Source organism: Luteibacter sp. 22Crub2.1 (assembly GCF_900167995.1).
GTDB classification, from domain to species: Bacteria; Pseudomonadota; Gammaproteobacteria; order Xanthomonadales; family Rhodanobacteraceae; genus Luteibacter; species Luteibacter mycovicinus.
The window spans coordinates 195078-209852 of record NZ_FUYT01000002.1 but is presented as its reverse complement, the minus strand read 5'-3'; the positions used below and the strand labels follow the sequence as shown (position 1 = coordinate 209852).

The following is a 14775-nucleotide window of genomic DNA, read 5'->3' as shown; positions in this document are numbered from 1 at the left end:
CGGCGCCTTGCCGCTTCGTGCACTTACGCCAAGGCACCTTCTGGTCTCATCGAACTCAACGGGAGGAAACAACCATGAATGAAGACCAGATCCGCGGCGCCGCCAATACCGTCGGTGGACGCGTGCAGCGCGCCGCCGGTGCCCTCGTCGGCGATCACTCGCTCGAAGGCGAAGGCGCGATCCGCGAGACCGCCGGACGCGTGCAGGCAGCCGCCGGACGCGTGCAGGCAGCCGCCGGCGATGCCGTCGACAGCGTCCGCGACGTGGTCGCCCATCGTCCGCTCGGTGCGATCCTGAGTGGCTTCGGCGTCGGTATCCTCGTCGGCATGCTGCTGGCTCGTCGCGACTGAGTCGGCTTCACGCCACTTCGCAGCGATTGCGTCCCAGACGTTTCGCTGCATAAAGCGCGCGATCGGCCCGGTCGAATGCCCTTGCAGGGGTATCTTCCGGGCCGAATTGCGTGATGCCGCCCGACATGGTGACCGTCACGGGCTTGCCGCTCGCATGGAAGGCCAGCCGCGCCACCATGGCGCACAGGCCCTCGGCTTTCAGTCTCGCCTGCTCCGGCGACGCGCCGCCGAACACGACGACGAACTCTTCCCCGCCGTAGCGCGCGACGAAAGCGTCTTCCGGTAACTCACGCGTAAATGTCTGACCGACGATACGCAGGACGGCATCGCCTGCCGCGTGGCCGAAGCTGTCGTTGATCGTCTTGAAGTGGTCGATGTCGAAGGCGGCCACGCATACGGCGCGAGCCGTGTTCCGCACATCCTGCTCGATGCCTTCCATGTGCCGCTCGTAAGCCAGCCGGTTGGGCAGGCCCGTGAGTGGGTCGGTGACGGCCAGCACGTGCTCGCGTCGAAGAGAATCCTGCAGCGAGGTGGTCTGTGTCTCCAGTTCGGCCACGCGGTCGCGCATGCGCTCGGCACGGTCACGATAGGCGGCCATGCGGGCGTCCTCCCGCTCCCGGTATTCCCTGAAGTGGCTGTCGATCAGGGACAGGCGGGAGTTGACCTCCGCCTGCAAGGTGCCCAGATCGGTGGCGGCGAGCGTGCTTTCGCCGAGCGCCTTCATCTCCTCGCGCACGGTGGCATCCAGCTGCCGGCTGCCGTCGGTGGCGTCGCCGTGGTCCAGCTCCGCCGCAAGATATCGCGTCATGTCACCCAGGCGCGCGCTCACCGCGGCAAGCAGGTCCTGCAGGCGGGCGATGTCCGCGCGCAGCGACCCGACCATGTCGTCGTCAACGGGCGCATCGGGCAATGCCTCCGTAGCGACGAGCGTCGCCACCGGGGCGTCATCGTTGACGGCGGGCGGCAGGCGATCCAGGCCGGCCACCGCTTCGGTCAGCGAGTCCAGCAAGGCGTCCAGCACGGCCGGATTCGGTGAGTCGCGCAGAGCCTCGTTGAGCCGGTCGAGCAGACGGTCGACATCCGTGCCCTGCCCGCGCGCCAGCGCTGTCAGACGGACGGCGAGCCGGCGCAGGCCTTCTTCGAGATCGCGGAAATCGCGCTCGTCGCGCTCCATCCGCTCCAGCGCGAGATGGTATTTGCGCTCCCAGATGTCCTGCTCCACCCCGGTCCCCATGGTCTGGCTTACGCCCCTGTCGGCATCGTACCGGCGAAACGGCGCCGGTCATGGGAAGCATAACGGCCGGCGACCGCCTTTCTTGACGGTCCGGCTCCGACGGCCCTGCTCCGACCGCTCAGCCCCGGACGGGGCGCAGCATCCGGCAGATACCCACGATCGGCCGGCGTGGACCGCAGGGGTCGGTGCTGGCGGGGTCGCCGGCACGATGCGCCGCGAGGCTGTCGAACGAGGGGCGTCCGGCTCCGCCGGCGGAGCCACAGGCCACCGCGAGCAGAAACCCCGCGCCGATGGCGATCGCACTCGTCTTGATTCGCATGACTTCCCCCCCCGTCGTCACCTCCGACGTTAGGCCGTCTGGCGCGACGGAACAATAGTCCGAACGGTCGCCGGGCGATCCTTGCCGAAGATGCCCAGATGGCCCGCGGGCGTGAAAACCGCAGGACGCGACGGTTTGCTAAAATCGCCGGCATGCGCATCGGCCCCTACTCCATCGCGCCCGGCGTGGTGCTCGCGCCCATGGCCGGCGTGACCGACAAACCGTTCCGTCTCCTGTGCAAGCGCATGGGGGCCGGCCTCGCCGTGTCCGAGATGACCGCCTCCGACCCGCGCCTCTGGAACACCACCAAGTCGCTCCGCCGCATGGACCACGACGGCGAACCCGAGCCGGTCAGTGTTCAGATCGCGGGCTACGACCCGGGCATGCTCGCCGAGGCCGCGAAGTACAACGCCGACAACGGCGCCCAGATCGTCGATATCAATATGGGCTGTCCGGCGAAGAAGGTCTGCAACGTCTGGGCCGGCTCCGCCCTGCTCCAGGACGAACCGCTCGTCGCGCGCATCCTCCAGGCCGTCGTGAAGGCCGTGGACGTCCCGGTCACGCTGAAGATCCGCACCGGCTGGGACCGTGAGCACCGCAACGCGCTGACCATCGCGAGGATCGCCGAAGACGCGGGCATCGCTGCGCTCGCGGTGCACGGGCGAACCCGCGCGGACAAGTACGAAGGCGACGCCGAGTACGCCACTATCGCCGCCGTGAAGGCGAGCGTGCGCATTCCGGTGATGGCCAACGGCGATGTGGTGACGCCGGAAAAGGCACGCGAGGTACTAGCGGCCACGGGCGCCGACGCGATCATGGTGGGACGCGGCGCACAGGGCCGCCCGTGGATCTTCCGCGAGATCGCCCACCACCTCGAAACCGGCGGCTTCCTCGCGGAACCGACGCCCACCGAGGTGCGCGACATCCTCTCCGGGCATCTCGAGCAGCTGTATGCGTTCTACGGCGAGAAGATGGGCGTGCGTATCGCGCGCAAGCACCTGGGCTGGTATGCGAAGGACCGGCCGGAAAATGCTGCGTTTCGACATGTGGTCAATCAAGCCGAGGATGCCGCTACGCAGCTTCGCCTTACACGCGAGTATTTCGATGCGCTGGCGGCTGGGGTTTCGCTCGCCGCCTGAGGTCCAGGGTTCCAGCCTGCCCACGGCCTCAGCCGAGCAACACGACGGAGGCGGCGGATGCCGCCAGACCACGTGTCGCGAAGCGGCTACCCGATTACGCCGCCTTCAGCACCGCCTGCAGCTTCGACCGGTCGAGCTCCTTCTCCCACGCACACACGACAATCGCAGCCACCCCATTGCCGACGAGGTTGGTCATCGCCAGCCCCGTGCCGAGGAACCGGTGAATGCCAAGGATCAACACCATGCCAGCAACCGGCACGACCGGCACGACGCTCAGCGTGGATGCCAGCATCACCAGCGCGGCTCCTGCGACGCCGCTCGCGCCCTTCGACGTCAGCATGCCCACGATGGCCACCGTGATCTGCTGCTGGATGGTGAGCTCGATGTTCAGTGCCTGCGCGATGAACAGGATCGCCATCGTCAGGTAGATATTGGTGCCGTCGAGGTTGAACGAATAGCCCGTCGGCACCACCAGACCCACGGTTTCCTTCGGGCAGCCGAGGTCTTCCATCTTGCGCATCAGCGGCGCCAGCACCACTTCCGAGGAGCTCGTGCCCAGAACGATGAGCAACTCTTCGCGGATGTACGCGCAGAAACGAATGATGCTGAAGCCCGCGATACGCGCGACGAGCCCCAGCATCAGCACGACGAAGATCACGCAGACCAGATAGAAGCTTCCGATCAGCTCCATGAGCGGGACCAGCGAGACGACGCCGTACTTGCCGATGGTGAAAGCCATCGCGCCGAACGCACCGATCGACGACACCGCGGTGATGTAATGCACGATCTTGAAGAACACCTGCGCACCCGCCTCGATCACGTCGTACACCGGCTTGCCGCGCTCACCGATCGCCGCCAGCGCGCAGCCGAACAGCACCGAGATCAACAGGATCGAGAGCACATCGCCCTTCGCGAACGCGTTGACGAAGGTCGTCGGAATGATCGACAGCAGAAAGTCGACCGACTCGATGTTGTGACCCTGCGCGACGTAGTTGCCGACCTCTGAAGCCTTCAGCGTGGAGGGATCGACGTTGAAGCTGCTGCCGGGATGAAACACATGGCCCGCGACGAGGCCGAAAAACAGGGCGACCGTCGAGATCATCTCGAAATAGAGCAACGCCTTGCCGCCGACACGACCCACCTTGCGCATGTCGCGCATGCCGGCGATGCCCGTGACCACCGTGCAGAAGATGATCGGACCGATCACCATCTTGATCAGGGCGATGAAGCCGTCGCCCAGCGGCTTCATCTTCTGCGCGTACTCCGGGGAAAGGTAACCGAGCGCCACGCCGATCACGACCGCGATGAGGACCTGTATGTACAGCTGCCGGTAGAAAGGCTTGCGCGGCTTCGGTGGCGGGAGGGTCGTTGCGGTGCTCTCGGACATGGAGTTCTCGGCGTTCGATCAGGCGAAGTCGTACAGGCGCGCAGGATTGTCGATGAGCAACCGCTTGCGCAGGTCTTCATCCGGGCAGAAACGGAACATCAGGTCGACCAGACCGCCATCATTGGGCATGTCTTTGGAGATGTTCGGATGCGGGAAGTCCGTACCCCACAGCACGCGGTCCGGTGCCGTGTCGATCAGCGTGCTGGCGAACGGGATGGCGTCGTCGAACGGCTTTTTGCCGACGGAGACGCGCTCGGCACCGCAGACCTTCACCCACGCCAGCGGATTGTCGCGCATCAGCTCGACCAGCAGGCGGAACGGTTCCTGCTCAACGCCTCTGGCGGCCTGCACGCGGCCCATGTGGTCGATGACGAATGGAATACGGATCTTCGACAGGGTGTCCTGGAGCTCGACGATGTCGTTCGCGTCCAGGTGCAGCACCACGTGCCAGCCCATCTCCGCGACGCGGTCGAGGACCCGCCAGAACACCTTCATGTCCGGGCGTCCGCCGAGATGCTGGACGAAGTTGAAGCGCACGCCGCGCACGCCGCCGTCGTTGAGCGCCACCAGACCCTTCTCGTCGATGCCGTCATCGACGATGGCGACGCCACGATAACGACCCTCGCCGCGCGCGATGGCGTCGAGCATCGCGGTGTTGTCGGTGCCGTGGCAGCTGGCCTGGACGATGACGCCACGGTCGAAACCGAGAAAGTCATGCAGCGCGACCAGGTGTTCGTACGGTGCGTCGGGAGGGGTGTAGCTGCGGTCCGCGGCGTACGGAAAACGATTCGCCGGACCGAAGACGTGGCAGTGCGCGTCGCAGGACCCCGCAGGGAGCGCCCGCGCAGGTCGGGTCGGGTTCGGATCGGGGGGAAGGCAGGATTTCAAGGGATCATTCATTCGGGAGATCGTCCACATAGCGCAGACCGGCTTCGGCCAGTTTCGGTCGCATGTCATAGAGGTCCAGCCCGAGTTCGCCGGCGGCGAGACGCTCGCGCTTCGATGCTTCGTTCATCACGCGCTTGCGCGAGGCCGCGATGGCTTTCTCGACCGTCGCATGGGTGACGACGACGACACCATCGTCGTCGGCCACGATCGCGTCACCGGGCCTGACCAGCTGGCCGCCGATGACCACCGGCACGTTGACCGAGCCGAGCGTGGCCTTGACCGTGCCGCGCGCATGCACGGCGCGCGCCCAGACCGGGAAACCCATGCGACGCAGCTCGGCACTGTCGCGCACACCGGCGTCGATGACCAGGCCGGCAACCCCACGCGCCTGCAACGACGTGGCGAGCAGGTCGCCGAACATGCCATCCGTGTTCTCGGTCGTACAGGCGACGACGAGGATGTCGCCGGGGCGACACTGCTCCACCGCCACGTGCAGCATCCAGTTGTCGCCAGGCTGTGCGAGCACAGTGACCGCCGAGCCGGCGATGGACGCGTCGTGCTGGATCGGCGCGATGGGTGGCTGAAACAGACCGATACGACCCTGCGCTTCGTGCACGGTGGCCACGCCCATCGAAGCGAGCGATTCGGCCTGCTCTTTCGTGATCGAAGGGCGATTGCGGACGACGATACCGATCATGCCAGGGTCCCTTGCGTGACGTGCGGGAACACGCGCTGGAAGGCTTCGGCGTAGGTGATCTTGAACTCCGAGTTACGCGACGCCTGGGCACCGCGTTGCAGACCGACGCGGGTGTAGTACTCCCACAGATGCTCCTGCGCGCGCATCGTCTCGAATGCGGCCTTTTTCTTTTCCCACACCGGGGTGATGTCCAGGAACAGCTCGGGCTTCCACTCGCACTGTTCCGGCTGATGCGGCTCGAAGAGAAACACGGGCGGCGCGCCGATCACCGGCACCTGCGGCTCATGGCCGTGGGCCTGCGCGACGACGCGCGCCTCCTGCGCCACGTGGGTCGCCAGCGGGTGGTCGAAGTTATACGGATCTTTCAGCGAGTGGCTGAGCACGAAGGACGGACGCAGTTCGCGGTAGACCTTGGCCAGATGGAACACGACGTCGAGATCGGCGCGCATCGGGTAGTCGCCGATGTCCATGAACTCGACGCTGGCGCCGAGGATGTCGGCCGCTTCCTGTGCTTCCGCGCGACGGTCGGTCTTTACCTTCTCCATCGTCATACCGGCCTGCCGCCACAGCTTGGCGGACTCGCCGCGCTCGCCGAAGGACAGGCAGACGATATGCACTTTCCACCCCTGTGCGGCGTGCAGCGCGATGGCGCCGCCGGCGCGCCAGACGAAGTCGGCGGAGTGGGCGCTGACGATGAGAGCGGTCTTCTGGTCGGACATCATGGACTCCAGGGGGAAGGATCAGGCGGCAGGGCCGCGCCAGATCGAAGGTGAGACGGGAACGGTGCCGCGCATCAGCAGGCGGGCCGTACGAAGTAGCGCGGCGCGTACGACGCGGTGACCTTCGAGGCCGACCTCGACGCTGAATTCGCCGGTGGGGTGTTCGATGGAGAGCGTGCGTGTGTCGCCTTCGCTCTGCGTCGCCAGGTCGAACGCGACCGAGCCCGGCAGCACCGCGGCCGTGGCGACGGTGACCGCGCCCAGCACGCCGATCGACGTGTGGCAGTCGTGCGGGATGAAGGTGCGCGTGCCGAGCGTTCCACCGGCGCGGGGCGCCGAAACGAGAGTGATCTTGGGCACCGGCTTCGTGCTGACGTCGCCGAGGTTCATCAGCGGCGCGGCCTTCAGGCGCAGCGCCTCGATGCGAGCCTTCAGCGTGTCGTTCGCATCGAGCTCGGCTGGGGTCTCGTCACCGCGGACGCCCAGATCGGCCGCCGCGATGATCATGACCGGCATGCCGTTGTCGATCAGGGTCATCTCGATGCCGTCCACCGTGTCGCGTACGTTGCCGGTGGGCAGCAGGCTGCCGGTGAGCGAGCCTTCCGTATCGAGGAAGCGACAGGTCACCGGCGCGGCCGGGCGCGGCACGCCATCGATACGGGCGTCACCGTCGTACATCGGAACGCCGTCGGGCGTGACGATGGTGATTTCGGCGATGACGCCGGTGTTCACCGTGCGCACGCGGCGCGTCGTCGTCCCCGCGTCGGCGGCGATCAGCCCGGCCTCGACAGCCGCCGGCAACGCGGCTGCCAGCATGTTGCCGCAGTTGGGCGTGGTGTCGACGCGCGCGTCGGCGATGCCGACCTGAGCGAACAGGAAGTCGAGGTCGGCGGCGCCGTCGGCAGGAATCGAAAGAATGCCGGCCTTGCTGGTCAGCGTCCTGGCGCCGCCCAGACCGTCGATCTGGCGCTCATCGGGCGAGCCCATGACCGCAAGAATGACCGCATCGCGTGTGGCCGTATCGTCGGGGAGGTCGCGGGCCAGGAAGAACGGACCCTTGGACGTGCCGCCGCGCAGGTACCAGCAGGGAATCTCGTGAGCCATCGATGCGGGACGCCGTTCGGGAATAACAGCGACGATGGTCGTCCCGCGAGGCCCCGTGAACAACGCGATGCCCCGCCTATCTGATATGCGTTATTCGCATATCACGGCTCAAGTCTTGCGCATTGTGCATTGCAGCATCAGGTCGGCGGATCCAGCTTGCCTTCGGCTATCAGTTCGTCGACCAGCAGCAGCGCGCGTTCCGTGATCGGACTCATCGGTCGCTGCGTGGGTGTCGCGACCACCAGCCGGGTCACGATATTGGGCATCACGATCGGCACGGCATGCAGGTCATGCGGCCCACGCCGCGACAGCACCGCATTACGCGAAAGCACGCCGTAGCCCACCCCGCGTTCGACCAGATCGAGCAGCGAGCGCACCGAGTCGATTTCCAGCCTTACGTCCAGCGAAACGCCGTAACGCGCCGCGTCCGCCTCGATCAGCTGACGGACGGAATGCAGCGGCGAAGGGATGACCAGCGGGTACTGACCCAGCGTGGCAAGGGGGACATTCTCGGGCATCGAATGCCCGTCTTTCCGGCTGCCGATCAGGTAGAGCTCTTCGGAATGCACATGTCGGAAACGCATGTTCGCATTGACCGACGGGTTGTACAGCAAGGCGCAATCGAGGCGGCCGAGCTGCAGCCATTCCAGCAGGCTGGCGCTCAGTGCCTCCACCACGCTGATCTGCGCGGCGGGATAGCGTTCACGAAAACGCATCACCAGATCCACGGTGAGCAGGCTGCCCACACTGGGCGGCAGACCGATGGCGATCTTGCCGCCGAACACGCCGCGAGCCTGTCCGAGCTGCATGCGCGCGACCTCCACCTGACGGAGGATGCCGCGACCGTGTTCTACCAGTTCGCGCCCCGCATCGGTGGCCACGACGCCGCGTCCGTTGCGCTCGAGCAGGTGCGTGCCCAGCTCGATCTCGAGCTGACGGACCTGTCGACTGAGCAGGGACTGTGAAACGTCGAGCGTGGCGGCCGCACGCGTGAGGCTGCCGAATTCGACGATGCGGATGAAGCTCTGCAGGTGTTTCAGGTCCACGGTCGGTTCGCGCGCCATGTCGTGATCGGGACCCGATTATGTGCGCAGATGCGTGCAGGCTGCCTCACGGGCTGCCGATGCCGCCCAGGTTGACCATCACGCGAAGTCCGACAACGATGGCATTCGCCGGAACGCGCCTGACGCCTACGGTGTTGCCGAGAATGTCCGGATGCACGATGTACTGCAGATTGGGAACCAGACTCACCACCGGGAGGAGCTTGTAGCTGTAGTTGAGTTCGGTCATCCATTCATTACGATCGAACCGCGCGTCGGTACCGCTGTTTCTGTGGATGAGGTCGTCTTCGTAGGCCACGGCTTTGCGACTGAACCGGAAGAGCGTCGCCTGGAATCCCAGCGAGTCGTTGGGACGCCCGGCCGCAAGGCCAGTCCACAGCGCGCCGAATGTCGACTGCAGCGTGTAGTTTTCCGCATTGTCCAGCGGACCGGTCAGCGAGCCGAAGATCGCGAGATGGCGAGTATCGGTCGTCGGGTCGGGCTTCCAGATCACTTTGTCCGCGAGCACGTAAAGTCCGTAGCGGCCACCGTCGTAGGTTCGCGCCGTGCCACCCGACAGTGCGCGATGCTGCCCCCGGGTATTCAGCTCCGGATCGGTGAAGTCCGCCGAGTTGTACCAGCCGCCGATTTTCAGATGCCTCGGGTAGGGATCGTTGGCGAAGCTGGTCTCGTAGCCTGTTTCGACCGGGATCATCACACCGGTGGAGTCATTCAGGCCGAGGTTGAGGCCGTTGTTGTTCCTGCGCTCAGGGTTGATCTCGAACGCGCCGATCGACACATATCGCGCATCCGGCTGGTACTTAACGCGGGCGCCCCAGTTCACGTACGGGAAACCGCTGAAACCACCCGACGTATTGGTCAGCTGAAACGGGCAGTCCGGTGCCGAGACGAAGCGACAGCCATACGTCGACCGCGCGAACTGCCAGGTCGCGTTCATCCGTCCGGCGAGCACGTTGAGGTGGCTGCCTGCGAACTGTTGCTCCCATGTCAGGGTTGCCAGCTGCCATTGGCGCTTCGGATACCAATAGCCCTGAACCTTCTGAATCACGCCGATATCCTCGGCGGCAAGGCTGTGCCCGTAATAACGGGTGAAGGTGACATGCACTTTGGCGCCTGCGATCCCCGCCAGCCTGGCCATGTCGAGATCGGCACCGCCCACCACGCCGCCGCCGTTGGTTGCGCCGAGCCGCTCGCCGCCGCGCACGCTGGCCAACCAGTCGTTGTCCCAGACAAAACGCAGCGAGACACCCTGGTCGCGCAGTTTATCGACGGGACCGCGGGTGTCCTTCGCCGTTGCCGGCGCCGTCTGCCCCGGCTCCGGTATAGCAGTTGTCGCCTGCGCGTCCACGACGCCCGGGGCAACGATAGCGAGCAGGACGATGGCGATGCGGTGGAACGTCATGAGCGGCAGACCCCCTTCAGACAGCCGGGACACCGGCTGGGCGGGAGCGATGCTGGCTGTGCGGCGGCAGGCGAACAACGCCCGGGCGCGCCTATCAGCTATGCGTAAAACTCATGCCTTGCATGACGCCATGACTTTGATGCAACGCATCAACAGAATTCTGCGGTCACACCGCGCGCAAAGGGTCGGTCTGCGGCAGTGCCGCATGACGAAGCGGCGGCGGCAATCCGGCATCGCCGTATCGCTCGGTGTAGTGCGCGAGCGTCGAAACGAAGGCCTCGTCGGCTCCCCATGAAGCGGCATCCACGTCCACCGACTGCACGTGGACGTGGCTCAGGAGGTCGACACATTCCTGGCGGTAGCCCAGCGCGAGGAAACGCGCGGCGGCGCGGGAGCACTCGCCCAGCGGAGCCGGCGCATAGCCATGCGCGCCGGGGCGCTCGCAGATCATCCCGGCGCCCGTCGCGCATGCGAGCTTCAGCGCGAGGACGTCGCGGAGGCGCTCGTCGAAATCCTCACCCTTGTAGCGGCACCGGTCGCTCCACCAGGTCCAGTAATGAATGGTGTCACCGAGACCGTGCAGCGTGTCCGCGATCAGCGCCGGACCGCCGTCCAGCGGCGCGGCGGCGATGACCAGCGCCGCACTCTGCCCCGCGCGGAGGTGCACGGACGCCGAAGCGCACTCGTCGCTGAAATCCAGAAGGTGCGAGCACGCCACGTAGGCGCCGTCGACGGTGCGCCCTTCGAGACCCGGAGCGGCATCCACGGCGAGCCCGCACGTGAGGCGGAACGTCACCTCGCCCTCGGTGCAGGTCACGATACGGACGAAACGGCCCGCGGCGACGGCGTCTCCCTGCCCCGGCCGCCCCTCGGCCAGCGCCATGAAGTCGACGACGCGGAGCTCGGCACCGCCAATGCGCCCCGTGGACTCGATGACGTTGGTACCCGGCACGTACGCCTGGTCCCAGACGACGTCGCCGTCCACGTCGAGCACCAGCAGGGACCGGTCGACCCGTGACGACGCCAGCGCGGGCTTCGAGCGATCGAGCGACAGGCACGCCAGGGCGGCGTCGGCGCGCACGCGCCCGAACCCACGCAAGTCGCCGATGGGGAGGCCGCCCGAAGGTGTCAGGCCCTCATGCAGCATGGTGGCCGGCTGTTGTGCTTGCACGTCGGTTCTTCCTGGCGCCTGGGGAGGGACGCCGAGCGGCGCGGAGGTTGGGCCAGCGACCGGCAAGGCGACGTGAACACGCCGTACCTTCGTTCAATTTCGCCGGACGCAGCGGGGCGTAGAATGAGAAAAGGCGTGGGTACCCAACAGGTGACAGGCATGAGTGACAAAGACGTTCCGGGTTTCGAGCCCTACGACGGCCCGGCAGGCGGATGGGGCGCCCTGGGTGCCGTAGCCCGTGCGCTAAGCGGCCAGATGGCGATCGCGCGCGAATCCATCGCCTTGCACAAGGTCAACCAGCCCCAGGGTTTCGATTGTCCGGGCTGCGCATGGCCCGATCCGAAGGAAACCTCGTCGTTCGAGTTCTGCGAGAACGGCGCCAAGGCCGTGTCGTGGGAAGCGACGGCCAAGCGCGTGAAGCCGGAATTCTTTGCGACGAACAAGGTCGCCGATCTGTGGAATCTCACCGACTACACCCTCGAGGGGCTGGGTCGGCTGACCCATCCCCTCGTTTACGACCACGCCAGCGACACCTACCAGCCGATCGGGTGGGACGCCGCGTTTGAGCGTATCGGCGCGGCGCTGCGTGCGCTGCCTGACCCGGACATGGCCGAGTTCTACACCTCCGGGCGCGCGTCCAACGAAGCGGCATTTCTGTACCAGCTGTTCGTCCGTGAGTTCGGCACCAACAATTTCCCCGACTGCTCGAACATGTGCCACGAAGCCACCAGCGTGGGCCTGCCGCAGTCGCTGGGGTCGGGCAAGGGCACGGTGACGCTCGACGACTTCGAACACTGTGACGCCATCTTCTGCATCGGCCACAACCCGGGCACCAACCATCCGCGCATGCTGTCCACGCTGCGCGAGGCGTCGCTACGCGGTGTGCCCATCGTCGTGCTCAATCCCCTACCCGAGCGCGGCCTGGAGCGATTCACCTCACCGCAGCATCCGGTCGAGATGATCACCAACCGTTCGGTGCGCATCGCCTCGACCTATTACAAGCTGAAGATCGGCGGCGATGTGGCCGTGCTCAAGGGCATGATGAAGTACCTCCTGGTCGAGGACGCGAAGGCGCTGGCGGAAGGCATGCCTGGCGTCGTCGATCACGACTTCATCGAGGCGAACACCAGCGGTTTCGACGCGCTGGTCGCCGATGTGGAAGCCACCGAATGGCATGCGATCGAACGCAAGTCGGGCCTGACCCGCGCGGAGATCGAACACGCCGCCGGGATCTACGCCAGGGCCAGCAAGGTCATCGTCTGCTACGGCATGGGCATCACGCAGCACGCCCACGGCACCGAGAATGTCCAGCAGATCGCCAACCTGCTGCTCATGCGCGGCAACATCGGCCGGGAGGGCGCGGGCATCTGTCCGCTGCGTGGGCATAGCAACGTGCAGGGCGATCGCACGGTGGGCATCACCGAGAAGCCTAACGCGGCCCTCAATGAGGGCATCCGTAAGACCTACGGTTTCGAACCGCCGGTCGAACACGGCCATGATGCGGTCGCGGCCGTCATCGCTATCCGCGAAGGGCGTTCGAAGGCGCTGGTCGCACTCGGCGGCAACCTGGCCGTCGCCATGCCTGACACGGAAGAAACCTTCGCCGCGATGCGCGGCCTCGACCTCGCCGTGCATATCGCGACCAAGCTCAATCGATCGCACCTGATCATTGCGAAGGAGTCGCTGATCCTGCCCTGCCTCGGCCGTACGGAACTCGACGAGCAGGCCACGGGGCCGCAGGCGGTCACCGTGGAAGATTCGATGTCCATGGTGCATGCGTCGGCGGGAACGCTCACGCCCGCCTCGGAGCATCTGCGCTCCGAGCCCTGGATCGTGCGTGGTATCGCCAACGCGACACTGCCCGATACGAAGGTCGACTGGGACCGCCTCGTCGGCGATTACAACCTCATCCGCGATGACATCGAGAAGGTCTTTCCGATCTTCTACGACTTCAACAAGCGCGTGAACGTGCCGGGCGGCTTTCGTCTTCGCGTCGCCGCCAGCGAGCGCGCCTGGGATACACCGGACAAGCGTGCGCAGTTCCTGATCGCGCGCGGTCTGGACGAAGACGAGCCGCTGGGCGACGACGACCTGATGCTCACGACGATCCGCTCGCACGACCAGTACAACACGACGATCTACGGCCTCAACGACCGCTACCGCGGCGTGACCGGCCGACGCGACGTCATCTTCATGCACGAGAAAGATCTCGCCGCGCGCGGGCTCAGGCAGGGCGATCGCATCGATGTCTTCGCCACAGGGGTCAACGTGGCCGATGGTAAGGAGCGCGCCGTACGCGGCTTCACGGCCGTGGCCTTCGACATCGCCGAGGGTTCGGTGGCGATGTATTACCCCGAAGGAAATGCACTGATCGCGCTCGAGAGTCACGATCGCCGCTCGGGCACACCGGCGTACAAGTCGGTACCGGTGCGTATCGTGGCTTCCACCCTGCCGGCGGATCCGCGCGACAAACGCAAGGCATCGCATGCGGTCGCCTGATCGCCCGCCGCCTGCGGGATGCGCGACGCGGCCCGTGCTCCGTTACGAGCGCGGCCAGGCGACGGAAGATGACGACCGGCTTGCCGAAGAAGTGCCGGTCGCCATGCATTTCGACGGGCAGCCGTTCGCGGTGATGATGGCGACGCCGTGCGATCTGGAGGATTTCGCGCGGGGGTTCGCGTTGACGGAAGGCCGGGTCGCTTCGATCGACGACATCGTCTCCGTCGAGGTGAGTGAGGTGCTCGAGGGGATCACGGTGGATGTGCGGACGGTGGGAGCCACCCGTGCCGGCGATACGCGCCGCGGTGAACTCCCCGGGCGCAGCGGCTGCGGCATCTGCGGCAGCCGCGAACTCGAGGACGTGGTCCGCCACCCGGGCCCCGTCGGTTCAGGCCCCACGGTCACCCCCGCCGCCATCGAACACGCTCTCGAACTACTCCGCGCCTCGCAACCCATCAACGCCTTCACCGGCTCCGTTCACGCCGCTGCCTGGGCCCTCCCCGACGGCACGCTGATCCACGTTCGCGAGGACGTCGGACGGCACAATGCGCTCGACAAACTCATCGGCGTCCTGCTGACGTCTCGCGTGGATACGAACAAGGGTTTCGTCGCGATCACCAGCCGGGCCAGCTACGAAATGGTGACCAAGGCGGCGGTCGCGGGCATCACCGTGGTGGTCGCCATCTCCGCGCCCACCGCGCTGGCGGTCCACCTCGCCGCGGATTGCGGCGTCACCCTGGTGGGCTTCGCACGACCGGGACGTTTCAACGTCTACACACACCCCCAGCGCATCGTGTAATCAGCA

General features: G+C 66.1%; 14 protein-coding genes. 4 read left to right on the top strand and 10 right to left on the bottom strand.

Features of this window, described 5'->3' with window-relative positions; translation table 11 throughout:
- Positions 1-74: 74 nt before the first annotated feature.
- A complete protein-coding gene (locus tag B5X73_RS02780) occupies positions 75-350 on the top strand; it encodes a CsbD family protein (protein ID WP_079520482.1) in 276 nt (91 codons plus the stop codon).
- 7 nt (positions 351-357) lie between these two features.
- Here B5X73_RS02780 and B5X73_RS02775 read toward each other — a convergent pair whose 3' ends face one another.
- A complete protein-coding gene (locus tag B5X73_RS02775) occupies positions 358-1584 on the bottom strand; it encodes a GGDEF domain-containing protein (protein ID WP_079520481.1) in 1227 nt (408 codons plus the stop codon).
- Between the two features lie 118 nt (positions 1585-1702).
- Positions 1703-1903, bottom strand: coding sequence for a hypothetical protein (locus B5X73_RS02770; protein WP_079520480.1), 201 nt, complete (start codon positions 1901-1903; stop codon positions 1703-1705).
- 152 nt (positions 1904-2055) lie between these two features.
- On the opposite strand from B5X73_RS02770, the gene dusB reads away from it, so the two are divergent.
- On the top strand, positions 2056-3042 hold the full coding sequence (gene dusB / locus B5X73_RS02765; RefSeq protein WP_079520479.1) for a tRNA dihydrouridine synthase DusB: 987 nt from the start codon (positions 2056-2058) through the stop codon (positions 3040-3042).
- A 94-nt stretch (positions 3043-3136) separates the two neighbouring features.
- Here dusB and B5X73_RS02760 read toward each other — a convergent pair whose 3' ends face one another.
- From B5X73_RS02760 to B5X73_RS02725, 8 genes are all read right to left on the bottom strand, one after another.
- Positions 3137-4429: a dicarboxylate/amino acid:cation symporter gene (locus tag B5X73_RS02760; RefSeq protein ID WP_079520478.1), complete on the bottom strand. Its 1293-nt coding sequence runs from the start codon at positions 4427-4429 to the stop codon at positions 3137-3139.
- Positions 4430-4447: 18 nt separating this feature from the next.
- Positions 4448-5317, bottom strand: coding sequence for an amidohydrolase family protein (locus tag B5X73_RS02755; protein WP_079520477.1), 870 nt, complete (start codon positions 5315-5317; stop codon positions 4448-4450).
- Positions 5318-5321: 4 nt separating this feature from the next.
- The gene (locus B5X73_RS02750) at positions 5322-6014 is read right to left on the bottom strand and encodes a 4-carboxy-4-hydroxy-2-oxoadipate aldolase/oxaloacetate decarboxylase (RefSeq protein WP_079520476.1); all 693 of its coding nucleotides are present in this window, start codon (positions 6012-6014) and stop codon (positions 5322-5324) included.
- Entirely contained in the window at positions 6011-6733 is a 723-nt protein-coding gene (locus B5X73_RS02745) for a PIG-L deacetylase family protein (protein WP_303048751.1), read from the bottom strand. Before B5X73_RS02745 ends, B5X73_RS02750 begins: the two co-directional genes overlap by 4 nt.
- Before the next feature lie 21 nt (positions 6734-6754).
- On the bottom strand, positions 6755-7837 hold the full coding sequence (locus tag B5X73_RS02740) for a 4-oxalomesaconate tautomerase (RefSeq protein ID WP_079520474.1): 1083 nt from the start codon (positions 7835-7837) through the stop codon (positions 6755-6757).
- Between the two features lie 137 nt (positions 7838-7974).
- Positions 7975-8901, bottom strand: a complete 927-nt coding sequence (locus B5X73_RS02735) for a LysR substrate-binding domain-containing protein (RefSeq protein ID WP_217699733.1) — start codon at positions 8899-8901, stop codon at positions 7975-7977.
- A 46-nt stretch (positions 8902-8947) separates the two neighbouring features.
- Positions 8948-10300, bottom strand: coding sequence for a carbohydrate porin (locus B5X73_RS02730; protein WP_079520473.1), 1353 nt, complete (start codon positions 10298-10300; stop codon positions 8948-8950).
- A gap of 166 nt (positions 10301-10466) precedes the next feature.
- Positions 10467-11471, bottom strand: a complete 1005-nt coding sequence (locus B5X73_RS02725; RefSeq protein WP_139382634.1) for a glycoside hydrolase family 15 protein — start codon at positions 11469-11471, stop codon at positions 10467-10469.
- A gap of 159 nt (positions 11472-11630) precedes the next feature.
- On the opposite strand from B5X73_RS02725, the gene B5X73_RS02720 reads away from it, so the two are divergent.
- A complete protein-coding gene (locus B5X73_RS02720) occupies positions 11631-13970 on the top strand; it encodes an FdhF/YdeP family oxidoreductase (protein ID WP_079520471.1) in 2340 nt (779 codons plus the stop codon).
- A gap of 34 nt (positions 13971-14004) precedes the next feature.
- On the top strand, positions 14005-14769 hold the full coding sequence (fdhD, locus tag B5X73_RS02715) for a formate dehydrogenase accessory sulfurtransferase FdhD (RefSeq protein WP_254857207.1): 765 nt from the start codon (positions 14005-14007) through the stop codon (positions 14767-14769).
- Positions 14770-14775 lie beyond the last annotated feature (6 nt).